21 protein-coding genes are annotated in these 24,941 nt (G+C 47.1%); 4 read left to right on the forward strand and 17 right to left on the reverse strand.

Going from position 1 to position 24,941, the window contains the following annotated elements:
- Nucleotides 1–4: 4 nt before the first annotated feature.
- From BACHE_RS04320 to BACHE_RS04375, 13 genes are all read right to left on the reverse strand, one after another.
- The gene (locus BACHE_RS04320; RefSeq protein WP_013546490.1) at nucleotides 5–1,135 is read right to left on the reverse strand and encodes a glycosyltransferase; all 1,131 of its coding nucleotides are present in this window, start codon (nucleotides 1,133–1,135) and stop codon (nucleotides 5–7) included.
- Nucleotides 1,132–2,310 (reverse strand): glycosyltransferase family 4 protein, encoded by a 1,179-nt coding sequence (locus BACHE_RS04325; protein ID WP_013546491.1) that lies wholly within the window; start codon nucleotides 2,308–2,310, stop codon nucleotides 1,132–1,134. Before BACHE_RS04325 ends, BACHE_RS04320 begins: the two co-directional genes overlap by 4 nt.
- Nucleotides 2,298–3,230, reverse strand: coding sequence for a beta-1,6-N-acetylglucosaminyltransferase (locus BACHE_RS04330; RefSeq protein WP_013546492.1), 933 nt, complete (start codon nucleotides 3,228–3,230; stop codon nucleotides 2,298–2,300). The genes BACHE_RS04325 and BACHE_RS04330 overlap by 13 nt, the downstream gene beginning before the upstream one ends.
- Nucleotides 3,227–4,672: a lipopolysaccharide biosynthesis protein gene (locus tag BACHE_RS04335; RefSeq protein WP_013546493.1), complete on the reverse strand. Its 1,446-nt coding sequence runs from the start codon at nucleotides 4,670–4,672 to the stop codon at nucleotides 3,227–3,229. Before BACHE_RS04335 ends, BACHE_RS04330 begins: the two co-directional genes overlap by 4 nt.
- A 37-nt stretch (nucleotides 4,673–4,709) precedes the next feature.
- The gene (metG, locus tag BACHE_RS04340; RefSeq protein WP_013546494.1) at nucleotides 4,710–6,752 is read right to left on the reverse strand and encodes a methionine--tRNA ligase; all 2,043 of its coding nucleotides are present in this window, start codon (nucleotides 6,750–6,752) and stop codon (nucleotides 4,710–4,712) included.
- 120 nt (nucleotides 6,753–6,872) lie between these two features.
- Nucleotides 6,873–7,547, reverse strand: coding sequence for a DUF6266 family protein (locus BACHE_RS04345; protein ID WP_013546495.1), 675 nt, complete (start codon nucleotides 7,545–7,547; stop codon nucleotides 6,873–6,875).
- Between the two features lie 59 nt (nucleotides 7,548–7,606).
- Nucleotides 7,607–7,735, reverse strand: a complete 129-nt coding sequence (locus BACHE_RS17920; RefSeq protein ID WP_280956429.1) for a hypothetical protein — start codon at nucleotides 7,733–7,735, stop codon at nucleotides 7,607–7,609.
- A 242-nt stretch (nucleotides 7,736–7,977) separates the two neighbouring features.
- The gene (locus BACHE_RS04350; protein WP_013546496.1) at nucleotides 7,978–8,841 is read right to left on the reverse strand and encodes a virulence RhuM family protein; all 864 of its coding nucleotides are present in this window, start codon (nucleotides 8,839–8,841) and stop codon (nucleotides 7,978–7,980) included.
- A gap of 210 nt (nucleotides 8,842–9,051) precedes the next feature.
- Nucleotides 9,052–9,885, reverse strand: a complete 834-nt coding sequence (locus BACHE_RS04355; RefSeq protein WP_013546497.1) for a virulence RhuM family protein — start codon at nucleotides 9,883–9,885, stop codon at nucleotides 9,052–9,054.
- Between the two features lie 208 nt (nucleotides 9,886–10,093).
- Nucleotides 10,094–10,954 carry a virulence RhuM family protein gene (locus tag BACHE_RS04360; RefSeq protein ID WP_013546498.1) on the reverse strand — a complete coding sequence of 287 codons (861 nt, stop codon included), beginning with the start codon at nucleotides 10,952–10,954 and terminating at the stop codon, nucleotides 10,094–10,096.
- Nucleotides 10,955–11,218: 264 nt separating this feature from the next.
- The gene (locus tag BACHE_RS04365; RefSeq protein WP_013546499.1) at nucleotides 11,219–12,607 is read right to left on the reverse strand and encodes a leucine-rich repeat domain-containing protein; all 1,389 of its coding nucleotides are present in this window, start codon (nucleotides 12,605–12,607) and stop codon (nucleotides 11,219–11,221) included.
- 10 nt (nucleotides 12,608–12,617) lie between these two features.
- Nucleotides 12,618–12,983 carry a hypothetical protein gene (locus BACHE_RS04370; RefSeq protein WP_013546500.1) on the reverse strand — a complete coding sequence of 122 codons (366 nt, stop codon included), beginning with the start codon at nucleotides 12,981–12,983 and terminating at the stop codon, nucleotides 12,618–12,620.
- A 113-nt stretch (nucleotides 12,984–13,096) separates the two neighbouring features.
- The gene (locus BACHE_RS04375; protein ID WP_041579189.1) at nucleotides 13,097–14,194 is read right to left on the reverse strand and encodes a DUF3575 domain-containing protein; all 1,098 of its coding nucleotides are present in this window, start codon (nucleotides 14,192–14,194) and stop codon (nucleotides 13,097–13,099) included.
- A 200-nt stretch (nucleotides 14,195–14,394) separates the two neighbouring features.
- Here BACHE_RS04375 and BACHE_RS04380 point away from each other — a divergent pair, with 200 nt between their 5' ends.
- On the forward strand, nucleotides 14,395–16,458 hold the full coding sequence (locus tag BACHE_RS04380) for an acetate--CoA ligase family protein (RefSeq protein ID WP_013546502.1): 2,064 nt from the start codon (nucleotides 14,395–14,397) through the stop codon (nucleotides 16,456–16,458).
- Nucleotides 16,459–16,469: 11 nt separating this feature from the next.
- Here the strand turns inward: BACHE_RS04380 and BACHE_RS04385 are convergent, their stop codons facing one another.
- From BACHE_RS04385 to xerD, 4 genes are all read right to left on the reverse strand, one after another.
- The gene (locus tag BACHE_RS04385; protein ID WP_013546503.1) at nucleotides 16,470–18,008 is read right to left on the reverse strand and encodes a YifB family Mg chelatase-like AAA ATPase; all 1,539 of its coding nucleotides are present in this window, start codon (nucleotides 18,006–18,008) and stop codon (nucleotides 16,470–16,472) included.
- Between the two features lie 19 nt (nucleotides 18,009–18,027).
- Nucleotides 18,028–19,065 carry a TlpA disulfide reductase family protein gene (locus BACHE_RS04390; protein ID WP_013546504.1) on the reverse strand — a complete coding sequence of 346 codons (1,038 nt, stop codon included), beginning with the start codon at nucleotides 19,063–19,065 and terminating at the stop codon, nucleotides 18,028–18,030.
- Nucleotides 19,066–19,175: 110 nt separating this feature from the next.
- A complete protein-coding gene (locus BACHE_RS04395) occupies nucleotides 19,176–20,870 on the reverse strand; it encodes a tetratricopeptide repeat protein (RefSeq protein ID WP_041579191.1) in 1,695 nt (564 codons plus the stop codon).
- 136 nt (nucleotides 20,871–21,006) lie between these two features.
- The gene (xerD, locus tag BACHE_RS04400; RefSeq protein WP_013546506.1) at nucleotides 21,007–21,960 is read right to left on the reverse strand and encodes a site-specific tyrosine recombinase XerD; all 954 of its coding nucleotides are present in this window, start codon (nucleotides 21,958–21,960) and stop codon (nucleotides 21,007–21,009) included.
- A 131-nt stretch (nucleotides 21,961–22,091) separates the two neighbouring features.
- Here xerD and aroQ point away from each other — a divergent pair, with 131 nt between their 5' ends.
- Genes aroQ through BACHE_RS04415 form a run of 3 tightly spaced genes read left to right on the forward strand, consistent with a single transcriptional unit; the run spans nucleotide 22,092 to nucleotide 24,666 of the window.
- A complete protein-coding gene (gene aroQ, locus BACHE_RS04405; protein ID WP_013546507.1) occupies nucleotides 22,092–22,517 on the forward strand; it encodes a type II 3-dehydroquinate dehydratase in 426 nt (141 codons plus the stop codon).
- A gap of 31 nt (nucleotides 22,518–22,548) precedes the next feature.
- Nucleotides 22,549–24,006, forward strand: coding sequence for a pyruvate kinase (pyk, locus tag BACHE_RS04410; RefSeq protein ID WP_013546508.1), 1,458 nt, complete (start codon nucleotides 22,549–22,551; stop codon nucleotides 24,004–24,006).
- Between the two features lie 30 nt (nucleotides 24,007–24,036).
- Nucleotides 24,037–24,666 (forward strand): O-methyltransferase, encoded by a 630-nt coding sequence (locus tag BACHE_RS04415; RefSeq protein ID WP_013546509.1) that lies wholly within the window; start codon nucleotides 24,037–24,039, stop codon nucleotides 24,664–24,666.
- Nucleotides 24,667–24,941 lie beyond the last annotated feature (275 nt).

A 24,941-nucleotide genomic window follows, 5' to 3' on the forward strand; every position in this document is an offset into this window, starting at 1 on the left:
TTATTTATTTGTTCGTTATGAGTTGTCGGAGAATGTCTGCCAGTTTGTCTTGGCTGTGTTCGGAGGCATATCGGGTGAGCCCTTCCGGAGAGGGTGTTCCTTCCCGGCAGAGTCGGATGATGGCTGTACGGCAAGCTTCCGGATCTTCTTCGGGCACGGCGAAGCCTGTGCCGTAGTCGGTAACCCGCTTGCCCATGCATTCGCCTTGCGAGACTATGACAGGTTTTCCGAAGGCGGCGGCTTTGGTCAGCAGGTTGCTGCTTCCGGTGAACTTGCGGTAGGCGGCAAAGAGCACATCACTCGCAGAGACGAGGGCGTTGAAACAGGCTTCATCAGGAATATGTGTTAAGGAGAAGAGGCAATTGTTGCGGCTTGCCTCGAAAGACTTCAGTTCGAGATTCTGTGTCTCTGTCAGCCAGGACTTGCCTGCGATGAGGAAAAAATACTCATCTTCGGGTAGGAAAGGAATGGTGCTGAGCAGTAGTCCGATGCCTTTTCGAGTCCCGATGGATCCTAACAATGAAATGATTCTTCTGCCTCCGGCATGTTTCTTCAAGGTGTGCAGCAGGGGATATGTTTCGTCGGGTGCTGATAAGTCTGCGAAATCGGGCAGTCGGCAGATGTTCGTCTGGAAGTCTTTCAGTTCATCTGTGGAATATTCGTTCAATACTCCTATCCCGCGGCAGTGGCGGCTGCGCAAAAACGGTCGCACGTCCGGCATTCCCGGTTTATAAGGAGGAAGGGCGGATTGTACAAGCAGGCCACTCCAGGAGTATGGCAATAATCTGTTGAAAAGTGCAATCGGAGCAAAAGTAGGAAGTATGTCGTCCAAGCAGGGAAAGTAAACCAAGTCCGGACGAAAGTCAACCAATTGCCTGCGCAGGGTCGCAAGATTCCGCAACCGGATGAGGGCGTTCCGCATAACAGTGATTTTTTTTCTCAATGGTTGTCCCGTAGGGAGTGGGAGCAACGGGCGGGCGCCTGTTCTTTTAAAGGCGGCTATGCTTCCGGTCTCTGGCTCACGTGGAGCAATCAGCAATACTTCTTCTCCTAAAGCTGCCCATGTACGGGTAAACTCTTTGTAATATGTCTCCCGATGTCCGGTGACGGAGCAATCTATAACAGCTACTTTCATCTCTCTGTCCTTTTACAGTTTTGATAGATTTCTTTTAGTTTCTGTCCTGCTAACTTGAAGTCGAACCGTTCGGCAATGGATTTTCTGATGAGCTTCTTGTCAAATTGTTCATAGTTGTCATATAGTTCACACATCTTCTCGGCGAGCGCTTTCACATCTCCGGGCTGTATGAGATAGCCGCTTCCGGGTGTGATGATGTCTTCCGGCCCTCCGCAGACAGAGCCGATGGCAGGCATGCCGGTTGCCATTGCTTCTATGAAGACAATGCCGAATGTTTCTGCGTAAGAAGCGAGTACAAAGGCGTCACTGCATGCCAGCAGCCGGGCCACTTCTTCGCGGGGCAGGCGTCCTGCCAGAGTAACCTGCCGTTCCAGCCGGAGGGCATGTATCTTGTCTCGCAGATTAGCTTCCTCTTCTCCGTCTCCGGCAATGACGAGCGATACGTGTGGGCGGCTGCGGAAACTTTGTGCAAAGGCATCCACCAATTCTTCAAATCCTTTTCGTTTGCTCAGATTGCCGATGCTGACAAAAGTGAATTCCTTTTCCTTCTCCGTGTGCCGGTTGCTTTGGCAGAATGTGTCGATATCGACGAAGTTCGGTATTACGATAGCTTTGTCAGGACGGTCGAGGTAGGAAGAAAGATTCTTCTTCAACAATGTGCCGACGCAGATGACTTTCCGTGCATTTTTATAAGCTTTCCTCAGCGTGGCGGCTTGTCCGGGTGTTACTTTTCCACCATTGATGGAGGAGGCATGTTCTGTCACGACATAAGGGATGCCGTAGCATTTATGGATTAAATTGGCGGCATACCCTGCCCATGTACCGAAATGGGCATGTATAACATCCGGTTTACCATGACGATGGATATAGTTGCGCACCAGCAAGAGCGTCAGCAGCGACCAGATGACACCTCCGATACGAGTGGATAATTTCGGGTTCCAGGCATGCATGCGCAGGGTGGTGAAAGTACCGTTGTCTTCTTCTGTTATCTGGAAATGGTTCTCATGGCAGAATACTTTCCAGGTAAATTCCTTAGGTAAGCGTTGTTCCGTATAAGCAAGGCCTACCCGGCATCCCGAACGGGCCAGTTGCAAGGCTTGTTCATAGAACATGTATCCTCTGTGTAGAGGAGAACCCGGTTCGGGATAATACATGGGGAGTATCAGTATATGCATGGTGATGAGTGTTTTTGCAGGTGTCGGATTCGGTCAATTTCTTCTACAAGCTTGCCGGAGGCTATGCTTGCCACTTTCCGGCAGAACATCTTGCCGGATTGCTGCAAGGCAGACAGGTCTTCTGCCGTCAATACTTTGATGGCTTTTCCATATTCGATGTAATGTAAAGGTGTCAGTCCCGACAATCCCGGATAATCTCCTTCGTACAGGAGGGCATGCTTTCCAAAAGGAGAGTTGAATACGATCGTCTGTATGCATAGCTCACTGGGAACAAAGCTTGTCTTGAAATAGCGTATCATTTTTTTCTCCGAACATAGTTTCTCGTATATATGGCGTGCGCAGGGCAAGGTGACTGCCCAGTAGTCGGAGCCGAAGAATATGTCTGCTTTCTTGCTGTCGAGTAGCGTGCGGATGTCTTTCCGTACAGGAAGCAGTTTCATCAGGTTGCGGGAAGCTACGATGAGCTTGTTTTTCCACCAGAGATTCTTCCACTTCAAATCGCGGAAAAAGTGATAATTGACTATCTTTGAACGTTGGTCTGCACAAGTGCAGCGTGTCAGGTTCATTCCTGCGATGAATTCGGTATCCTTGTGCTTGTCGAAGTAACAATGGATTTCTTCATTTGTCCATAGAGGATAATCTTGTCCGCTGAGGCATACGACACGGGTGTATTCTGTACCGTTCCGAAGCACTGCTGCCAATAATTCCTTTTGATATTCCACCTGTTCCCAGCCTCCCCAGCTTACCCAATGTCCGGGCACGAAGGTAACCTTGCCTCCTAACAGTTCCTTGAACGGGCGGGCATCGGCCTTGAGGTCGATGTGGACGTAGAAGTCGGCGCGGTCATCCAGTGCGCTGATTAAGCGCGCCAAGTGTGGGGCATCTTTATAGGCTGACAGGATATAGGCTATGCGGCTCATGCTCTCTTTTTCTTTAGAAGAAACTCAATGCTCTCACGGAAAATGACAGATTGCAGTTTCCATAAGATCAGCGCATAAAGCCCTGCTACGAATATAATCTTCGCAGCCATGCTCAGATAGAGGTTTTCAAAAGGTCTTGCCATGTAATGTGCACCTGCAATCAGTATGACAGACAATGTCAGATAAGGAGAAATATCCTTCAGCATATCTTTCAGTGTCAGTCCTATTGCTTTTTTAACAAATATGAACCAGACGAACAGCCAGTTGATATTGATAATCACGAAGCTGTGCAACATCCGTTCCAGTCCGTAGGGATAAACGATACACATGGCTATCAACTGCAATATGCTCAGAGTGATAGTATTCCACATATAGATAGAGGAATACCCGCGGCTGATTATCAGATTGGAAAACAGGTTGGTGATAGGTATAAAAGCTCCCCAAATGCATAGTATTTGTAAGATATAAACGCTGGGAAGCCATTTTTCTCCAACGGTAATGAAGATCAGTTCCTTGGACACTAAGCTTAATCCTAACATGGCAGGAAAAGAAATGAAGGCTGTGAAACGAAGCAGCTTGCGGAATATAGCCAGTTGGCGCGTTTTGTCATCACCCACACTTGTGAAGACGGGCTGAGCTATGCCATTGATCATTCCGGTTATCAATGTATGTCCCATGCCGTTCCATTTGTTGGCTTGGGTAAAATTACCTACCTCCCGTTCCGAATAGAATTTACCCAGCAGGACAGAGAACAGATTATTGTTGATGATATTGAAGATATTCGTGACAATCAGTTTGCTGCTGAACCCTATCATTTCCTTGATGGGCCGGAAGTCGAACCGGAGGCTTGGTCTCCAATGAGAAAAGTAAAAGTTGAGAAGAGTCATTACCGTTACAAACGTGATGGTTTGTGCGGCCATGCCCCAATATGCAAATCCATAGACAACCAATGTGATGCCTACAGCGCCCGAAACAGCCTGGCTGATAATGGAAATAACGGTTGCTTCCTTTATTTTCAGATTCTTGAATAAATATGCCCGTGGAGCAATACTCATACTCGATATGGCAAATCCCAAAAATAGGAAGCGTGAAAGAGGAATCAGTGCGGGTGTTTCGTAGAAGTCGGCAATCAATGGTGCGGCAAAGAATAGCAGTATGTAGAGAGTGATTCCGCAGAGTGTGCTGAACCAGAATACGGCGTTGTAGTCTTTATGGCAGACATTCCTGCGGTTGGTCAATGCCGAAACGAAACCTCCTTCCTGCAACGCCGAAGCTATGGCCGAGAAAATGGTAAGCATGCCTATCATGCCATAGTCGGAAGCATCGAGCAGACGACCAAGGACTATACCGAAGAGAAGATTCAGCAGTTGCTGTATGCCGTTGCTGAGCCCTCCCCAGAATAGTCCTTTTGCAGTTTTTTCCTTCAGTGATGATTCCTTCATGATTGCTTGCTTTCCTTATGCGGCTTTCCGGACGGTTTTATTTAACTTCACTTCCCGGTTTTACCTCCCGCAGTAGTGAAGTCACAGCCAAAGCGCCGTCATAATTCTCGGCAGAGAGAATCATGCCTTCACTCACCAATCCGTTCTTGAATTGCCGTGGAGCAAGGTTGGCTATGAAAAGCACTTGTTTGCCCACCAGTTCTTCCGGTTGATAATGTTGGGCAATGCCGCTTACGATGGTGCGGTTCTCCAGTCCGTCTGCAATCTTGAATTGCAGCAGCTTCTTCATCTTAGGAACAACAGAGCATTCCAGCACCGTGCCTACGCGGATGTCCAGCTTTTCAAATTCCTCGAAGCTGACAGTAGGCTTAATGGGGCTGGCTTTATAATTGGCAGCCTCATTTGCCTTCTTGGTGGCAAGAAGCTTATCGACTTGTGCCTGAATGGTGTCATCTTCTATCTTCTCGAACAATAGATCGGGCGTACCAAGCCGGTGTCCGGCAGGCAGCAAGTCCGTGTGTCCCAGTTCTGCCCAGTCAAAGCTGTCCATGTTCAGCATCTTGCGAAGTTTGTCGCTGCTGAACGGCAGAAACGGTTCGAAGGCGATGGCAAGATTGGCAACCAATTGCAGGGCAATGTTCAAGATGGTAGCTACGCGTTCCATGTCGGTTTTTGCAAGCTTCCACGGTTCGGTGTCTGCCAGATATTTGTTTCCGATGCGTGCAAGATTCATAGCTTCTTTCTGTGCATCACGGAACTTAAACACATCGAGCAGTTTTTCCACTTCCGCCTTTACGTCGGAGAATTCCTTCAGTGTCTCTCGGTCGTAATCGGTCAGCCCGGCTGCTGCGGGAACCACACCGTCAAAATATTTCTTGGTCAGTTGCAAGGCACGATTCACGAAGTTGCCATATACGGCCACCAGTTCATTGTTGTTGCGTGCCTGAAAGTCCTTCCATGTAAAGTCATTGTCTTTGGTTTCGGGTGCATTGGCCGTGAGCACATAGCGCAGCACATCCTGTTTGCCGGGGAAGTCTTGCAGGTACTCATGCAGCCATACCGCCCAGTTGCGTGAGGTGGATATCTTGTCGCCCTCCAAGTTCAGAAACTCATTGCTCGGCACGTTGTCCGGCAATATATAGCTGCCTTCTGCTTTCAGCATGGCGGGGAACACGATGCAATGGAACACGATGTTGTCTTTGCCAATGAAATGAACGAGGCGGGTTTCCGGATCTTTCCACCATTTCTCCCAAGATTCGGGAAGCAGTTCTTTAGTGTTGCTGATGTAGCCGATGGGAGCGTCGAACCATACATAGAGCACTTTCCCTTCGGCTCCTTCCACCGGAACCGGAATGCCCCAGTCAAGGTCGCGGCTTACGGCACGCGGCTGCAAGCCCATGTCAAGCCAGCTCTTGCATTGTCCGTAAACGTTGGGCCGCCATTCTTTGTGCTCCTCCAGAATCCACCGGCGCAGCCAGTTTTCATGTTTGTCCAAAGGCAGATACCAGTGCTTCGTTTCGCGCATCACGGGTTTGCTCCCGCTGATGGCACTTTTGGGGTTGATCAGATCTGTGGGACTGAGGCTGGTCCCGCATTTTTCGCATTGATCTCCGTAAGCTCCTTCCGAGTGGCAGTGCGGGCATTCACCGGTGATATAGCGGTCGGCAAGAAACTGTTTGGCTTCCTCGTCATAATATTGCATGCTGGTTTTCTCGATGAATTCACCTTTCTCGTACAGCTTGCGGAAGAAGTCGGAAGCTGTGTCGTGGTGCGTCTTTGAAGAAGTGCGGCTGTAAACGTCGAAAGAAATGCCGAAATCCTCAAAGGATTTCTTGATAAGAGTGTGATAGCGATCTACCACATCCTGCGGAGTGACACCCTCTTTCTTGGCACGGATAGTGATGGGCACTCCATGTTCATCGGAGCCTCCGATAAAGACTACTTCCTCCTTTTTCAGCCGGAGATAACGGACATAAATGTCTGCAGGAACATAGACACCCGCAAGGTGTCCGATATGAACAGGACCGTTTGCATAGGGCAGTGCCGAAGTTACGGTGGTACGTTTGAATTTCTTTTCCATAGTGTAATATGTATCTCTTTTGTTATGAACGCTTTTATAGAGGTGCAAAGATAGCGGTTTTCTGCCAAAAACAAAGAAAGTGCATTCTTCAATCTGAACACACTTTCTTTCGTTCTGTTTTTATCCAAGCGGATTCTCATTTTCGTCTCCACCCGCACCACTGTCGGGGATGGTACTGCCCGCATCGTCATTTTTCAGACAGATGCTGTTGGCCACACTCTTATCATTGTAGAAACCCAGATAGAGTGCCAATGCGTTTCCGCTCCAGCCTGCAGGCAGTGTCAGCTCTGCCTTTGCCTCAGAGCGTGTAGCAGCTTTTATGGTATAGACGGCTTCGCGCTTATCCTTGTTGTAAGCCAGCAGTATGGCTGTGTCTCCTGCTTCTGCGTTCCCGGTTCCACTGTTGTTTTTCCAGACGTACGACACCTTGCCGGCTTCTACGCTGGCAGTGGCATCTGCTGCGGTTGTCAGGCTGCCGCGTGACACCAATGCTCTGGTATAATCAATGGCGTCATTCACTATCGCATGCTTTATCACATAAGACATTGCTGCATTGAATTCGGACTGCTTTTGCGCATACTGTTGATAGCCGATGCGGATAATCGGGGTAAATGTTTTCAGAAACTGGATTACAGTGGAGAAATTGTTCCGTTGGCGTTGTTGCTTTTCCGTATTCGGATTGCCTACTTTTAGAGCCAATGCCCTCATGTAGTGTACTGATTTCCAATTGCTGCCTACTACTGTGCCTACTTTGCCTGAGAATCCTCCAAGGATTCCTTGTTTGATTGTTCCCATAATTCTTAATTTTTAGTGTTGTTAGTGAAATAAAAAGTTTGTGTTGTCGATGAATGCAGTCAAAAGACTTCTGCAGCAATCTCTTGTGTGTTGTTCATTCGGCAGAACGGTGTTTGTGTTTCCGTTACGACGGCAAAGATAGAGGATGTATTTTTCTCCTGCAAATTAAAAAATCCGTTTTTCTTCATGTTTTTTTGTGTATTCTTTTACCCGTGACTAATCAAAAGTAGAATTGATACGGCTCTTTTTGTGAATCGATACCACAATAACCTCTTCCAACCGCATTTTGAGTTTCACTTCGCTATCGGGCTGATACTTTCATTATCTCATGTTTCTAAGCTGTTCTCTGTATCGGGAAAAAGAAAGCCGCCTTGCTTCGTGACATTTTGCAGTCACGGGGCAAGGCGGAATAGTGAGGACAAAACAATACTTACAGCAGGTCGGTAATGGCTTCCGCCGGAATCTCCAATTTGGAGAAGGCGAACATCTTCTTACCCAAGTCCTTCAGCGAGGCTCCGATGTGGTACACGTCCGTGGCGTCTATTATCAGAAAGCGGTCGTGACTTCTTTTGTAGACGTGTACCTCTATCGGTGGATATTGGCTGTTGTGCCGCTCCAAGTCCAGTTGAAGTTGGCGGCTTATCGCCTGCGTATAGATGTCGGCTTTCACTCCGTCGTTCCGCTTGCTGAACATCAGCAGCACCGACTCGTCCACGTAGTTATCAATCAGCAGAATGGATTTCTTTGCTGTCCGTATCAGGTCTGTGGCGAACTTGTAGGCATCAAACAGTTGCCCGTCGTAGAAGATGCCCTCTACCGGTGGCAGCGAGGTGCGCACGAAGAAGTCTATCTTACCGTCTATCTTGTCTAAGCGTTGCTCATGCTCTATGAACTTGCTTTCCATCCGGTGCTCAAGGTTACTGAGCCGTTGGTTCACGGAATAGCCCTTCAACAAATAGTCCTTTAATACGCTGTTTGCCCATTGGCGGAACTGCGTACCTCTTGTGGATTTTACCCGGTAGCCTACTGATATTATCACATCAAGGTTGAAGTATTTCACCTGATATTTTTTGCCATCCGAGGCAGTTGTCAAGGATTCCTTGACAACTGAATTCCTGTCTAACTCGTTTTCCTTAAATATATTGTTGATATGAAGGCTGATGTTCTGTTTACTCGAATTGAATAACTCAACCATTTGTGCCTGTGTCAGCCACACCGTTTCCTCTTCCAATCGCACTTCCAACTTCACTTCGCTATCGGGCTGATAGAGTATGATTTCTCCTTGATTCTCCATTTATAATGTTTCTGTTTTGTTCGGAGGGCAAAGGTATTATATTTTATCTGTCTGTCAGCCAATTGTTGGAGATTATAATATTGGGAGTAGAAATACATTCATAATCTCATGTTTCTAAGCTGTTCTCTGTATCGGGAAAAAGAAAGCCGCCTTGCTTCGTGACTGCAAAATGTCACGAAGCAAGGCGGAATAATGAGGACAAAACAATACTTACAGCAGGTCGGTAATGGCTTCCGCCGGAATCTCCAGTTTGGAGAAGGCGAACATCTTCTTGCCCAAGTCCTTCAGCGAGGCTCCGATGTGATACACTTCTGTGGCGTCTATTATCAGAAAGCGGTCGTGGCTTCTTTTGTATACGTGTACCTCTATCGGAGGATATTGGCTGTTGTGCCGTTCCAAGTCCAGTTGAAGTTGGCGGCTTATCGCCTGTGTATAGACGTCGGCTTTCACTCCGTCGTTCCGCTTGCTGAACATCAGCAGCACCGACTCGTCCACGTAGTTATCAATCAGCAGAATGGATTTCTTTGCCGTCCGTATCAGGTCGGTAGCGAACTTGTAGGCATCAAACAGTTGCCCGTCGTAGAAGATGCCCTCTACCGGTGGCAGCGAGGTGTGCACGAAGAAGTCTATCTTCTTTGAATGTTCCGCAACGGTATGCTCCAGTTCAGTTAAACGGCGGTTAATGGAATAGCCTTTCAGCAGATATTCCTTTAATACGCTGTTTGCCCAACGTCTGAAAAGGGTTGCATTTTTGCTGTTTACGCGGTAGCCGATGGAGAGAATAGCATCAAGATTATAAAACTTGGTTATGTACTTCTGCTTTCCATCATTACCCATATGTTCCAAAATGGAACATGTGCTATCCTTGTCAAGTTCACCGCTATTGTAGATGTTGCTCAAATGCTTTGTGATAGCAGGTCTTTTGGTTCCAAAAAGAATAGCTATTTGTTCTTGTGTCAGCCATACTGTTTCCTCTTCCAGCCGCACTTCCAGTTTCACTTCGCTATCGGGCTGATAGAGTATGATTTCTCCTTGATTCTCCATTTATAATGTTTCTGTTTTGTTCGGAGGGCAAAGGTATTATATTTTATCTGTCTGTCAGCCAATTGTTGGAGATTATAATATTGGGAGTAGAAATACATTCATAATCTCATGCTTCTAAGGTTCTCTGTATCGGGAAAAAGAGAACCGCCTTGCTTCGTGACATTTTGCAGTCACGGGGCAAGGCGGAATAATGGGGACAAAACAATACTTACAGCAGGTCGGTAATGGCTTCCGCCGGAATCTCCAGTTTGGAGAAGGCGAACATCTTCTTACCTAAGTCCTTCAGCGAGGCTCCGATGTGATACACGTCCGTGGCGTCTATTATCAGAAAGCGGTCGTGGCTTCTTTTGTATACGTGTACCTCTATCGGAGGATATTGGCTGTTGTGCCGCTCCAAGTCCAGTTGAAGTTGGCGGCTTATCGCCTGCGTATAGATGTCGGCTTTCACTCCGTCGTTCCGCTTGCTGAACATCAGCAGCACCGACTCGTCCACGTAGTTATCAATCAGCAGAATGGATTTCTTTGCTGTCCGTATCAGGTCTGTGGCGAACTTATAGGCATCAAACAGTTGCCCGTCGTAGAAGATGCCCTCTACCGGTGGCAGCGAGGTGCGCACGAAGAAGTCTATCTTGCTGTCTATCCGGTTCAGGCGTTGTTCGTGTTCCTGAAATTTGCTGTCCACCCGCTGTTCCATTGCTATCAGTCTCTGGTTCACAGAATAGCCTTTCAGCAAATAGTCCTTTAATACGCTGTTCGCCCAACGACGGAACTCTATGCCTCTGCTGGATTTCACCCTGTAACCAACAGACAAAACCATGTCCAGATTATAGTATTCCACTTGATAAACTTTACCATCTGCGGCAGTTGTCGCAAATTTTGCGACAACTGAAATACCGTTCAACTCCTCTTTCAGTGCATTATTGACGTGCTTGCCTATTGTTTTGACATCACGGGCAAACAATTCTGCCAACTGCTGTCTGTTGAGCCATACCGTCTCCTCTTCCAACCGCACGTCCAACTTCACTTCGCTGTCGGGCTGATAGAGTATGATTTCTCCTTGATTCTCCATTTATAATGTTTCTGTTTTATTCGGAAGGCAAAGGTATTATATTTTATTGCTTGTCAGCCGATTGTTATTGTTTTCTTTCATCCGGTGAAAGGAAAGTTGTGCTGCACGGGTTTTACTAAAATTGCCATAACTTTTTTGTTTTAGGAGATTGAATTGTTCCCGTTCCTTTTGCTTTGCTTCCTTGAACGGGGTTGAGGAAGGTAGATCGGGGGATAAGCCCGATACTTCGGGGAGTGTTACCAATCCCCGAAGTAATATTGATATTTATATAGCATCCCAGCCATATCCATTCGGATAAGCCACAGCACCTTTAGCTGCACAACTTGTAACATATCCACCATAGTATTTAGACACAGTGGAGTAGTTTTTGAATGTAGTGGCGGCATTTACGTATGGTGCTTGGTCTTTATCCCATGTGAATCCTCCATTTGCCGAATAGGTGTACGAGGAGAAATCAATAGCATTGTAATTTGCAGCCCCAGAGGTGCTGGAAGAACCTACTCCAGATAACATATTATTTACATCTATCGGCTTGTCCAATGAGGCAAAACGAGTGGCTTTTTCTGAATCATTGTTGATAAACACATATTCAAAATCGACTAAACTGTTGCAACCGTGAAAAGTGTTGCAAAAATTGAAAGCCTTCTTGTTATTGGCGAATAAGCCTTTCGGTACAGATTTTAATGAAGTACAGCTTCTAAATGTCAATACGAAAGTTGTTACCTCTGTATTGTTAGCAAATAAAGCTGCGGGTACATTGTTCAATGCCGAGCAGCTACCAAACAGATTTCGGAATGTGGTAATGCTCTTGTTATTGGCAAATAAGTTGGCAGGAACGGTAGTTAAAGCTTTACATGAATAAAAAGTGTAGGACATATCCGTTGCATTCTGGCAGTTTGCAAACAAGTCTTCGGGAACAGAAACCAATGCTCGTAAGTTACCAAAAGTCTCGCAGAAGTTAGTCACCTTTGTATTGTAAGCAAACAGTTTAGCGGGAATGGCAGTCATCGAATTGTTTAATGCTGTGTTTACCGTATAGAACGCATCATAGAATGACGTTGCATTGGGATAATAGCGGAAAGCGTCTTCATGGATTGAACTCAAATTGGCTGTACCGTAGAATACACCGCCCAAATCGGTAGCATCCGAATTGAGAAGTGGAGAGTCCACGCTTACCAACATTTCAGCATTGGTGTTTCGATTGTAGGTATTGTTTCCATCCCAAGTCACCGTAGGATACTTACCGAAGTTGAACTCCGGTATCTGCTTCTGCGTTCTGTCCGTCTGTGCGGCAAGCAAGCGGACGGTGTAAGTCCCTGCTGTGGCATAGGTCTTGGCACGGTTCGTAGCATCTACCGTAAGTATTTCCTTATCATCTTTACCGTCAGTATCACCCCACAGAATGGCGATGGCAGAGGTTGCACCCGTGGCGATAGGCATAGTGAACTGGGTGCTTGCAGCGGTGGTTTTCACCTTGAACTGCATGGCATCGAAACTGAACGAAACATCTGCCGTGTTCTTGTCCTCCATGTTGCTGGCTATGATTAGCGTGTAAGTCGCTCCGCTTTCCAGTCCGGCAAGGTTTATCTTGTCGCTGGGGATGCTGTAACTGCCGTCTTCGGCTATGGTAAGGGGGACATTTTCTTTAAGCATATTGTCCCCATCATCTACCTTTCCACGGGTGTCTATTGCAGTTTTTTTTAACAAGTAGGTGGCTGTGTAGGCTTTCGGGGGCGGTGTAGCCTATCTCGCCTTTCGCTTCAGTGTCCCAATCCACTTGCCAGTGTGCCTGCCAGTCGGCTTCCCACATCATGTCGATGCTTACATCCTGTTCTATCTGGGGCTGCACGGCGGTAGTACCTTTGATGTGCAGCAGGGGTTCGTGCATGTCGCTGCAAGCGCTTGTCAGGGCGGTCAGTCCGCACAGTAGGAGGGCGTGGCGAATATACCTCTTATATAGGCAAGTCGTTTCCTTTCTGTATTTCGCAGGATTACTCCTTATTATATCGGTAGAATTGTTCTTTTTCATTCCTTATTCTTGTTTGTTCTTTCTTTTTCGCAGGCTCCGGTCTGTCCTTACCGGAGGTCTCTGTCTTTCTCCTTTACCGGAATCTTTTGTATATCTCCTTTGTCTGGTATTCCTTATTTCTTCCATCCGAACCACGGCAAATCGTAGCTGATGCTGATGCCGAGGTGTGTCAGTCCGAAGTAGTTGAAGGTGCTTCTCCGCTTCTCGAACTTCGTGGGGTCGTCGTGCCAATTGTAGTAGAAGTTGCCCTGCACCGCCCAGTCTTCGGCGGGGTGGTAGCTGTCGTAAGGGGTATGCAAGTAGCCCACGGCGGCATTGACTTCCCACTTCCACGGCGACTGCCCGATGCGCCTGACGTAGCCCCAGCCGATGCCGCAGCCCCATGCTTTGCCAAACTTATCGTTTATCCATGCTTTGGTAGCGGAGAACTGGATGTCGAACTCGCCCAAGTTGCCGTAGGCGGCAAAGTAGTGTCCCGTGTAGGCGGCATCGCCTTGCAGGTAGTAGCGTCCTTCGAGGAGGATGTCCTTCAATATATAGGTTTTCAGCCGCTTGTCGCTGCGCCATCCGCTACCCATCCATTCCGCTACGGCGGTGATATGACCGCTCCGGGGCATGAACTCAAGGGAAATGTTCGGCGTGGGCGCCCAGCCGTATTGGGGGACGACAAGGGCGATGTCGTAGAGCAGGTTGGTCTTCACGTTCAGCATGGGTTGAAGGGAAGTCTTCTCTTTTTTAGAAAGGATGCTGGTTTGTTCCATAATTGCCCCGGAAGTGGCAACCGCAGTGTCGGCAACCGTTGCTCCCGCTTCAGTCGGTTCGGAACGGCTGTCCGGCGTGTGTGCTTCGGGAGTCTCCGTTGCCGACACGAAGAGCACTACACGGGCGGCACGCAGGCGGGGATAATAATCGTGCAGCAAACGCTGCCAAACATGCCCGCTTTCCATACGAAACAAGGCCGCTTTGATATCGGCAGAACGGCGGTGTTTGTCTATCGCTTTCACCACGGCATCCCGGTAGGGTGCATCGGAATTTATCATCAGGCGGCGCAGCCCGGCATAGTCTTCTGCCGTATGACGTTCCTCCACCAGTGAGTCGGGTATGGGGATGTAGCGGGAAAGGGAATCGACCGCCACCACGAACGATGGCATTTCTTGCGCCTGCAAGGGAAATCCGGTCATCATTGCCAGCGGCATAACGACCAGCATCATCCCTTTGCTTTCTCCATACCTTCTCCTTACCTTCTCCCTACCTTCTCCCTACCTTCTCCCTGTCTATAGAGAAGGAGAAGGTAGGGAGAAGGACAGAATGGAGAGAACGGAGGAGGCGAAGAAAAATTTCCGGTCTTTTCTTTGCTTGTCGTATAGAAAATGTATATTTGTGCAATCTATCAATTTAACTTGAGAAGACTATGATAACAAGCCAATTGCTGCAACCTGCCAGTATAGTTGTGGTGGGAGCGTCCAATAACGCGCATAAGCCGGGAGGTGCTATCTTGAGAAATCTGATAAACGGGAAGTACACCGGAGAGCTTCGTGCCGTCAATCCCAAAGAAACGGAAGTGCAGGGTGTGACGGCTTTCGCCGATGTGAAAGACATTCCTGATACAGACCTTGCCATCCTCGCCATACCTGCGGCTTTGTGCCCCGATGCCGTAGAAGTGCTTGCTGCGGAGAAGCGGGTGCGGGCTTTCATTATTCTTTCGGCAGGATTTGGGGAAGAAACCCATGAGGGCGCTCTGCTGGAAAACCGTATTTTGGAAACGGTGAACCGATATGGGGCTTCTTTGATAGGCCCCAATTGCATCGGTTTGCTCAATACATGGCATCATAGTGTCTTTAGCCAGCCTATTCCTAACCTGAATCCGCAGGGAGTGGACTTGATATCCAGCTCGGGAGCGACTGCCGTATTTATCTTGGAAAGTGCGGTGACAAAAGGATTGCAGTTCAATTCCGTATGGTCTGTGGGCAATGCCAAGCAGATTGGGGTGGAAGATGTGCTGCAATATATGGACGAGAATTTCAATCCGGAGACAGACTCCAAGATAAAGCTGCTTTACATTGAAAGCATTGGTGACCCTGACCGCCTGTTGCTTCATGCTTCGTCACTGATAAGGAAGGGATGCCGGATTGCGGCAATCAAGGCGGGCAGCAGTGAGAGTGGCAGTCGTGCGGCTTCCTCGCATACGGGAGCCATTGCCAGTAGTGACTCGGCGGTAGAAGCTTTGTTTCGCAAGGCGGGTATTGTGCGCTGCTATTCGCGTGAGGAGTTGACGACCGTAGGGTGCATCTTTACGCTGCCGGAACTGAAAGGACGGAATTTTGCTATCATTACCCATGCCGGAGGTCCGGGTGTGATGCTGACAGATGCCTTGAGCAAGGGCGGGCTGAATGTTCCGAAGTTGGAGGGTGCGCTTGCCGAAGAGTTGAAGGGCAAGCTCTTTCCCGGTGCGGCGGTGGGAAACCCCATTGATATATTGGCTACCGGTACTCCGGAACACCTGCGTCTTTGTCTGGAGTATTGTGAGGAGAAGTTGGATGAGATTGATGCCGTGATGGCGATTTTCGGTACTCCGGGACTGGTAACTATGTTCGAGATGTATGATGTGCTGCACGAAAAGATGCTGACCTGCACAAAACCTATCTTTCCCATTCTTCCTTCCATCAATACGGCGGGAGCAGAAGTTGCGGCTTTCCTTGCCAAAGGGCATGTGAATTTTGCGGACGAGGTGACTTTGGGTACGGCACTTTCGCGGATTGTAAACGCTTCCAGCCCTGCCAATAATGAGATAGAACTTTTTGGAGTAGATGTGCCCCGCATCCGCAGGATCATAGATTCCATTCCGGAAGATGGTTATATCGAGCCGCATTATGTGCAGGCGTTGCTTCACTCGGCCGGTATTCCGGTCGTAGAAGAGTTTGTATCGGCAAATAGGGAAGAAGTGCTTGCTTTTGCACGTCGTGCGGGGTATCCGGTGGTGGCAAAAGTGGTGGGGCCTGTACATAAATCGGATGTGGGCGGTGTCGTTCTGAATATCAAGGGAGATCAGCATCTGGCATTGGAATTCGACCGGATGATGCAGATACCGGAAGTAACGGGCATCATGGTGCAACCCATGCTGGAAGGAACGGAACTGTTTATCGGAGCGAAGTACGAGGAGAAATTCGGTCATGTGGTGCTATGCGGATTGGGAGGCATTTTTGTGGAAGTGCTGAAGGATGTGTCTTCAGGTCTGGCCCCTCTGTCGTATGAGGAGGCTTATTCCATGATTCATTCGTTGCGTGCTTATAAGATAATCAAGGGTACACGCGGACAGAAAGGGGTGAATGAGGATAAGTTTGCCGAAATCATAGTAAGGCTTTCTACATTGCTGCGTTTTGCCACAGAGATAAAGGAAATGGATATCAATCCGTTACTGGCTACGGAGAAAGAGGTGATAGCAGTGGACGCGCGTATCAGGATAGAGAAGGACTGACTTCACGAAGCCTATCCTGCCCAGTCTTCCCTGTCCAGATTCCTGTATCCTATGGCTTCAGCCAGATGTCCGGTCTGTATGAACTCGCAACCCTCAAGGTCTGCGATGGTTCGCGATACTTTCAATATGCGGTCATAGGCACGTGCGGAAAGATTAAGCCGGTTCATGGCATTTTTCAGCAAGGCGAGCCCTTTTTCATCGGGGCGGGCATAGAGGGCAAGCAGTTTGCTGTTCATTTGTGCATTGCAATATATGCCGGGTATGTCTGTGTATCTTTTTTCCTGAATCTGCCGGGCGGCTATTACGCGTTTGCGGATATCAGCACTTGATTCTCCGGGGTTTGCGTCCGCCATCTTTTCAAAAGGAACGGGAATGACCTCGATTTGCAAGTCGATGCGGTCCAACAGAGGTCCTGATATGCGGTTCAGGTACTTTTGTACTTGTCCCGGACTGCATACACAGGCTTTTGTCGGATGGTTGTAATATCCGCAGGGACAAGGGTTCATGGATGCTACAAGCATGAAGCTGGCAGGATATTCCACATTGCATCTGATGCGGGCCACCGTAATCTTCCGGTCTTCGAGTGGCTGTCTGAGAACTTCCAGAACATTGCGTTGGTATTCGGGCAATTCGTCAAGATATAGGATTCCGTTGTGCGCCAAGCTGATTTCACCGGGTTGGGGGAAACTTCCTCCTCCTGTCATGGCTACTGTGGAAATCGTGTGGTGAGGGTCACGAAACGGCCGCCTGGAAATGAGACTTCCGTCCTTGCCCAACTTTCCGGCGACGGAATGTATTTTGGTCGTTTCAAGGCTTTCGCCCAATGACAGTGGCGGCAATATGGAAGGGAGGCGTTTGGCCAGCATGGATTTGCCACTTCCGGGAGAGCCGATGAGAAGTATATTGTGGCTTCCGGCAGCAGCTACTTCCAAGGCACGTTTCACGTTTTCTTGCCCCTTTACTTCGGAAAAGTCAAAATCAAAGTTACTCTGCTGGGTATAAAATTCTTCACGTGTATTGATTTGCGTCGCATCCAGTGTTTGTTTCCCGTTGAAGAACTCCACAACTTCCTTGATGTTGTCTGCCCCATAAATTTGCAGTTTGTTTACAACTGCTGCCTCCCGTGCGTTTTGCCGGGGCACTATCATGCCCTCAAATCCAAGTTCTCTGGCTTTGATGGCTATGGGAAGCGCTCCTTTAATGGGCTGGAGGCTGCCGTCAAGACTGAGTTCCCCCATCAGCAGGTATTTGTGCAGCTTGTCTGGTTGAATGACCTCACTGGCGGCCAGCATACCGATTGCCAGTGGCAAATCATAAGCGGAACCCTCTTTACGGATATCTGCCGGAGCCATATTGATGACGATATTGCTGGTCGGCATCCGATAGCCATTTACTTGCAGGGCGGAAATAATGCGCTGGTGGCTTTCCTTGACTGTTGAGTCGGGCAAACCTACTAAATAAAACATACAGCCTCTGGTGCTGTTGACTTCGATAGTGATGAGGGTAGCATCAATGCCTTGAACAGCAGCCCCAAAGACTTTTATAAGCACGTGATTCAGTGATTAAGGGTTAGTGATTAGCGTTTTTATCTTTTTCTATCTCTTTTAATTTCTTCTCGATGGCTTCTTTGCTCATGTTCTTTCCTTCAATTCTGCCATCGGGATTGAGCAGGACGTTGGCCGGCAATGTCTGGATGGCAAATTGTTTGGCGGCTTCTGTCTGAAATCCGGTGAAGTCGCAGGTCTGCTCCCAACTTAACGTGTCTTTTTTAATGGTTTCTTTCCACATTTTCCGGTCGATATCCAAAGAAATGCCTAACAGTGCGAAGTTCTTGTTTTTCTGTTCTTTCTTATATACTTGGCGTAACCCGGCATTGGCCTCCCTGCTTTGCTGGTCCCAAGAAGCCCAAAAGTGTATCAGCAGATATTTGCCTGTGAAGTCGGAACGACTTATGTCCTTTCCTTTTATGTTGGGAAGATGGAAGTATGGGGCTGTTTTGCCGACGGATACTTTTTCTTCTTCCTGAATGCGGTTCAAAAGTTCATCTATATAAGGCCGGTCTTTAAGCTTTCCCGTCATTCGGTCTGTAAGTTTCTTGATGAGTGCATAGTCTGGACGGGGCTTTTGTACGAAGTATTTTTCTAAGAGATAGATGCTTGCCAATGAGGAATGATGGCTGCTGATGAATGCCTCGGCTTTTTCTTCCAACACCTTGTCGGAAGGTTTTGCCAATCCTTTCAGGCTATTTTGAAAAGTGGTAAGTTCTTCATTGCAGATGTTTCCGGTTATGTCCAATGACGTCAGTTCGGCTGCAGAACCTTTGATTTGTATTTTGTCTCTCTTGTCCATAAAAAGCGGGTATTCCGTTCCGTCACTGAACAATAGCCATACGGCCACTAATGTATCGGTGGAAAGAGTTGCGGAGAATTTGCCGTCTTTTGCAATTAAGGTATCCATACGATTGTACAGTTCATCTGCTCCATAAAGGTAAAGAGTGTCGTTTCCCAGTCCTTTGATTTCTCCGTTCAGGCTTACTGAGTCCGTCTTTTTGCTTCCGCAGGCAGACAGCACGATGAGTAGGAAGTATGTGAGATAAATCTTTTTCATTTAGTTCCTTTTTCTGATACATTGCTGCGAAAGTAGTTCTTTTTGGCGTGAATAAAAAAAATTGCCCGACATATTTCATGTCGGGCAATTCCTTTTATTTGTCTCCTTTATTATTTGATGATATTCATAAAGTCGGCATTTGTAAAGTATTTGGAGAATTCCAGATCAGAAATAGCCTTCTTTGCCAGGGCCGGTTCTTTGGCAACTGCATTTTTTAAGCTGTTTGTCACCATAGATGTGTTGTTGGTTCTTGCACCAAGTACAGCCATCAGGTAATCTGTATATGCATCGGGTTTCTCGACATTTGCCAGAGTGTTCTTAGCTTTATTGTAATCTTTGGCTAAGATTTGTGCCAAAGCGGCACTGTTGGTCTTTGTGTCACCGAAAGCATTTACGGCTCTGTCATATTGTCCTTGGGCTACGTACAGATTACCCAAGGCTTCGTTCAGGCCTTTGGAACCGGAAGCTTTGCCCAAATATGTTTCGGCAGCGGACTTGTCACCTTTGGTCAAGGCTATCAGGCCGAGGTTCATATTTGTTTCGGGGGCGTCCTTGATTGAAACAGCTTTCTTGAAGTAGCTTTCGGCCTTGTCAAGATTGCCAGACTGATAGGCTAATTTGCCTAAGTTGTTGTAAGCACGGAAATCATTCGGATAGATTTGAGTTGCTTTTGTATAGATTGCTTCCTGTTTGGCGGGGTCTGTAGTCAGGGTAGCGGCATATAGCAATTCTTCAATGCTCAACTGCTTTGCATCGCTGCCTGCCAGAGTTGCGATTTCTTCGTCGGACTTACCGATAACATCATAGTTCAGGGTCAGACGAGAACGGCGTAACTGAGGCAGAACTTCGTCAGCCAAAGTCTTGTAAACGGAAGAGATGTTCTTGATTTCCTGTTCTCTTTGTTCGGGATCAGAATACATGGAAAGAACGCGAAGAATTAGTTCTTTGTCCTGTATGTTCGATTTGGAAACCAATTCCTGGAAGCCTTCCCAGTCTTCTGCTGTGTATTTGGTATCTACCGCGGCATCAATTTTGGCTTTCTTCAGGTCTTTGCTGATGATCTTGGCAGTGTTGTCCTGACGGTTTTCGGCCAATTTGGTGTTCAAGTCCATGCCACCGTCCGGAGAAGCGTATGCGGAGATTTCGATATTGCTGATTTTCTTGTTTACGGCATCATTTACATCTTTTGCTTCTTTACCGAAGTCTTTGGCGGTTTTCAGTTCACTGGCGCGTACGTTGGCCTGCTGAATCAAGAACATGATATTGGCGTCATGCTTTTCCTTTATGATACGTTGGAAAGCATCGTCACCGTTGGCCGGATTAGCGCTGCTCAGGGTTTGTTCTATCATTTCGGAAGTGGAAATCACACCGTCGGCTACTTTCACGGCGGGAATGCTGATAGTCTTGTTGCCTATGGTTGCTTTGAATTCCAAGTAAAGCTCAGATTTAGCCATTTCGGGCACATAGTCGAAAGAAGTCTTCATGGTGTAGTTTCCACCCATCTTGTAAGAGATGGTTTGGTCGTTACCTTCTACTTTTTCTCCTTGGAATACGGCTGACTGGCCTTTGGCTTCACCGCCATTCCATCTCAGTACGGGAGTTACTTCTACCACTGCCTTCTTGTTGAAGTACTTTTCAGGGAATTTACCGTTGATTGTAGCGGGAACTTTACCGCCTACGGCTTCGAGGACTTGCGGAGTTACAGTGAAATAATCCGATGACAATTCACCCATTTTGCTGCTGCATGATGACAATAATGCAACGACGCACGCCATTAGAAATGGCAAATACATTTTCTTAGTCATTTTAGGTATAAATTAATTGTTTGTAATTGAAATTTGTCTATTCCATTTTTGTGCACTGTCCCTGTGGGGACATACTATCGCAAAGATATTAAATCTCCCTGCAGATTGTTAATTGAGACAGCAGATTTATTATAATTTAATGAATTCTTTGTTCCTCACGGTATTTTATGTTGCGGGGATGGTGCTCTATGATTTCACTCCGCAGCATGTTGCGGTCAATGTGGGTGTAAATTTCTGTTGTCGCAATGGACTCATGTCCCAGCATGCACTGGATGGCACGCAGGTTGGCTCCTCCTTCCAAAAGATGAGTGGCAAAGGAGTGGCGGAATGTATGGGGACTGATACTCTTGGTGATTCCTGCCTTTTCTGCCAATTCTTTGATAAAGTGGAATATCATGATGCGTGAGATTCCATTTCCCCAACGGGCCAGGAATACATAATCTTCAAAATCCTTCTTAATTTTCCAGCGCTCCTTACGGTCGTCGAGCCAGTTTGTAATTTCGGTGATGGCACGGTGGGAGATAGGGACAAGGCGCTGCTTGCTTCCTTTTCCTTCTACCTTGATGAAGCCTTCGTTGAAATATAGGTCAGAGATCTTCAGGTTGCACAGTTCTGATACGCGCAGCCCGCAGCTATACAGGGTTTCGAGAATAGCCCGGTTGCGCTGTCCCTCGTTGGTGTTCATGTCGATGGCGGCAATGATGCGGTCTATTTCTTCCACAGTCAACACTTCCGGTAATTTGAATCCTATTTTGGGGCCTTCGAGGAGTTCACTCGGGTCGTTTTCCAGATAGCCGGCTAAGACAAGAAAATGAAAGAAAGACTTTATGCCCGACAGGATACGGGCCTGTGAGCGCGGATGAATGCCGATGTCATGTAAACCGGCTGTGAAACGTTGCAAGTCATCCAGGGTAACGGCAAGAATATCTATCTTTTCATCTTCCAAGAATCGCAATAGCTTCTCCAGATCGGTCTGGTAGGCATCGAGCGTGTTGGGCGAAAGGGATTTCTCCAATCGCAAATATTGGTTGTACTTCCTGATTATCAACGCTTGTTTTTCCTTATTCGTTGATTTTTCTTCTGATTTCATTTCTTTTTTCTACCTTTGCTCCGTGAAAACAGACTGCACCTCAGCCAGATGCTGAGAGATTTGCTTTTGTATTAGACTTCCATTGTCCTTGCAGCCTGATTTAATGTGACAAAGGTATAAAAAATTGTGTTATGAGAATACAAATAATTAACGGTCCCAATATAAATTTGTTGGGTAAACGTGAACCTTCCATTTATGGTAGTGTTACTTTTGAAGACTACCTTGCCGGGCTTCGTGGAAAATATCCGGATATGCAAATTGACTATTTCCAGTCTAACATTGAGGGAAAACTTATAGACAAGATACAGCAAGTGGGGTTTGATGTGGACGGCATTATCCTGAATGCAGGTGCTTACACTCATACGTCCATCGCTCTGCAGGATGCCATCCGTTCAGTTACCTCTCCGGTGATCGAGGTACATATCTCCAATGTACATGCCCGTGAGGCCTTTCGTCATGTGTCTATGATTGCATGTGCTTGCAAAGGTGTTGTTTGCGGTTTCGGATTGAACTCCTACCGTTTGGCATTGGAAGCGCTGCAAGATAACAACAAATAAGTATAAATAAGTAAATAGGTATAAAAAGATTATGTTATTAAAACAAACGAAAATTGTCGCTACAATCTCAGATCAGCGCTGTGATGTGGACTTTATAAAGGAGTTGTTCAATGCGGGGTTGAACGTGGTACGTATGAATACCGCCCATTTGGGACGTGAAGGAGCTGAGAAGTTGATAAACAATGTCCGTACCGTTTCGAATCGTATAGCCATTCTGATGGATACGAAAGGACCGGAAGTACGGACGACTTTACTTGCCGAACCTATTCCTTTTAAAATCGGTGACCGTGTAAAGGTAGTGGGCAACCCCGATCGGGAAACTACCCGTGAATGTATTTCTGTCTCTTATCCAAATTTTGTGCACGATTTGGACGTGAACGGACATATTCTGATTGATGACGGTGATCTGGAACTGGTGGTTATTGAGAAGCAGTCCGATTATCTGCTCTGTGAAGTTCAAAACGACGCAACTTTGGGCAGCCGTAAGAGTGTCAATGTGCCGGGTGTCCGTATCAACTTGCCCTCTTTGACAGAAAAAGACCGTATTAATATCCTTTACGCCATTGAAAAGGACATTGACTTTATTGCCCACTCTTTTGTACGCAACAAACAGGATATTCTTGACATCAAGGCTATTCTGGATGCTCATAACAGTGACATCAGAATCATCGCCAAGATTGAGAATCAGGAGGGCGTGGATAATATTGATGAAATTCTGGAGGTTGCCGATGGTGTGATGGTGGCTCGCGGGGATCTTGGCATTGAGGTTCCGCAGGAACGTATTCCGGGCATTCAGCGTATATTGATTCGTAAGTGCATTCTTGCCAAGAAGCCTGTGATTGTTGCTACTCAGATGCTTCATACCATGATTTCAAATCCCAGACCTACTCGTGCCGAGGTGACGGATATTGCCAATGCAATCTATTACCGCACAGATGCCTTGATGCTGAGTGGTGAAACGGCTTACGGCAAATATCCGGTAGAAGCTGTTAAGACTATGACAAAGGTGGCTGCTCAGGCTGAAAAGGATAAGCTTGCGGATAATGATATACGTATTCCTTTGGACGAGGACAGTAATGATGTAACCGCTTTCCTTGCAAAACAAGCCGTAAAGGCGACTACCAAGTTGAAAATCCGTGCCATTATTACAGACAGTTACAGTGGCCGTACGGCTCGCAACCTTGCAGCTTTCCGTGGTAAATATCCGGTACTTGCCATCTGCTATAAGGAAAAGACCATGCGCCATCTTGCTTTGTCCTATGGTGTAGAAGCTATTTATATGCCGGAGCTCGCCAACGGGCAGGAATATTATTTTGCCGCATTGCGCCGTTTGCTGAAGGAAGGCCGTTTATGCCCTACCGATATGATAGGCTATCTGAGCAGTGGGAAGGCCGGTACAAAGACCTCTTTCCTTGAAATCAATGTGGTGGAAGATGCTTTGAAGCATGCAGCCGAGAGTGTGCTTCCCAACAGTAACAGATACTTGTAAATAGTTGTTGGATAACATTTGTCAATTGCCATGACCATAGACGATTATATCCTGCAACATATTGATGGAGAAGGTGATTACCTGAAAGCACTTTATCGTGATACACACCTCAAACTGCTTTATCCCCGTATGGCTTCGGGACATCTGCAGGGGCGTATGCTTAAGATGTTTGTCAGAATGATACGTCCCCGGCAGATTCTGGAAATAGGAACTTACAGCGGTTATTCGGCTTTGTGCATGGCAGAGGGCTTGCCGGATGGAGGAATGCTGCATACCTTTGAAATAAACGATGAGCAGGAGGAGTTTACCCGTCCTTGGCTGGAAAATTCGGCTTATGCGGATAAAATAAAGTTTTATATCGGTGATGCGCTGGAACTTGTCCCTCAATTGAAGTTGACTTTTGACCTTGTTTTTATTGACGGTGACAAGCGCAGATATATTGATTATTATGAGATGGCGTTAAATCGGCTTTCCGATGGAGGATATATCATTGCTGACAATACTCTTTGGGATGGGCATGTGCTCGAAGAACATCCGCATACCAAGGATTTGCAAACCATTGGTATCAAGGCTTTCAATGAACTCGTGGCCCAAGACGGTCGGGTAGAGAAAGTAATCCTCCCTTTGCGTGATGGATTGACGATCATAAGAAAGATATGACACTGCCGGTTTTATATTTTATGAATGCTTTCTCATTCTTATTGTTTTATGCTTATTGCTGTGTTTTGCTTGGTTTGTCTTTCTTAATGAGGACTTTTCCATTAGTCATGATTTCTTGATTTATATGGGCGATACAAGCGTATTGCCCATATCGCCCATATATATGTGATTTATTTTCAGAGAAGAACAGATAAGGTGTCGCCCAGAAAAGAATTAGTGAACAAAATATCTCCGGGAACGGATAGTAGTGAAAGAAGCAACCCTTTTTGCGGTAT

The organism is Bacteroides helcogenes P 36-108 (assembly GCF_000186225.1).
In the GTDB taxonomy this organism is placed as follows: domain Bacteria; phylum Bacteroidota; class Bacteroidia; order Bacteroidales; family Bacteroidaceae; genus Bacteroides; species Bacteroides helcogenes.

Bases quoted from the DNA above. Each gene is read 5' to 3' on its own strand.
- pyk (WP_013546508.1), top strand. From the start codon at position 22,549: ATGTTATTAAAACAAACGAAAATTGTCGCTACAATCTCAGATCAGCGC.
- BACHE_RS04380 (WP_013546502.1), top strand. From the start codon at position 14,395: ATGATAACAAGCCAATTGCTGCAACCTGCCAGTATAGTTGTGGTGGGA.
- BACHE_RS04415 (WP_013546509.1), top strand. From the start codon at position 24,037: ATGACCATAGACGATTATATCCTGCAACATATTGATGGAGAAGGTGAT.
- BACHE_RS04325 (WP_013546491.1), bottom strand. From the start codon at position 2,310: ATGCATATACTGATACTCCCCATGTATTATCCCGAACCGGGTTCTCCT.
- BACHE_RS04330 (WP_013546492.1), bottom strand. From the start codon at position 3,230: ATGAGCCGCATAGCCTATATCCTGTCAGCCTATAAAGATGCCCCACAC.
- metG (WP_013546494.1), bottom strand. From the start codon at position 6,752: ATGGAAAAGAAATTCAAACGTACCACCGTAACTTCGGCACTGCCCTAT.
- aroQ (WP_013546507.1), top strand. From the start codon at position 22,092: ATGAGAATACAAATAATTAACGGTCCCAATATAAATTTGTTGGGTAAA.
- xerD (WP_013546506.1), bottom strand. From the start codon at position 21,960: ATGAAATCAGAAGAAAAATCAACGAATAAGGAAAAACAAGCGTTGATA.
- BACHE_RS04375 (WP_041579189.1), bottom strand. From the start codon at position 14,194: ATGATGCTGGTCGTTATGCCGCTGGCAATGATGACCGGATTTCCCTTG.
- BACHE_RS04320 (WP_013546490.1), bottom strand. From the start codon at position 1,135: ATGAAAGTAGCTGTTATAGATTGCTCCGTCACCGGACATCGGGAGACA.
- BACHE_RS04345 (WP_013546495.1), bottom strand. From the start codon at position 7,547: ATGGGAACAATCAAACAAGGAATCCTTGGAGGATTCTCAGGCAAAGTA.
- BACHE_RS04365 (WP_013546499.1), bottom strand. From the start codon at position 12,607: ATGCTTAAAGAAAATGTCCCCCTTACCATAGCCGAAGACGGCAGTTAC.
- BACHE_RS04350 (WP_013546496.1), bottom strand. From the start codon at position 8,841: ATGGAGAATCAAGGAGAAATCATACTCTATCAGCCCGATAGCGAAGTG.
- BACHE_RS04395 (WP_041579191.1), bottom strand. From the start codon at position 20,870: ATGACTAAGAAAATGTATTTGCCATTTCTAATGGCGTGCGTCGTTGCA.
- BACHE_RS04370 (WP_013546500.1), bottom strand. From the start codon at position 12,983: ATGAAAAAGAACAATTCTACCGATATAATAAGGAGTAATCCTGCGAAA.
- BACHE_RS04360 (WP_013546498.1), bottom strand. From the start codon at position 10,954: ATGGAGAATCAAGGAGAAATCATACTCTATCAGCCCGACAGCGAAGTG.
- BACHE_RS04390 (WP_013546504.1), bottom strand. From the start codon at position 19,065: ATGAAAAAGATTTATCTCACATACTTCCTACTCATCGTGCTGTCTGCC.
- BACHE_RS04355 (WP_013546497.1), bottom strand. From the start codon at position 9,885: ATGGAGAATCAAGGAGAAATCATACTCTATCAGCCCGATAGCGAAGTG.
- BACHE_RS04335 (WP_013546493.1), bottom strand. From the start codon at position 4,672: ATGAAGGAATCATCACTGAAGGAAAAAACTGCAAAAGGACTATTCTGG.
- BACHE_RS17920 (WP_280956429.1), bottom strand. From the start codon at position 7,735: ATGAAGAAAAACGGATTTTTTAATTTGCAGGAGAAAAATACATCCTCT.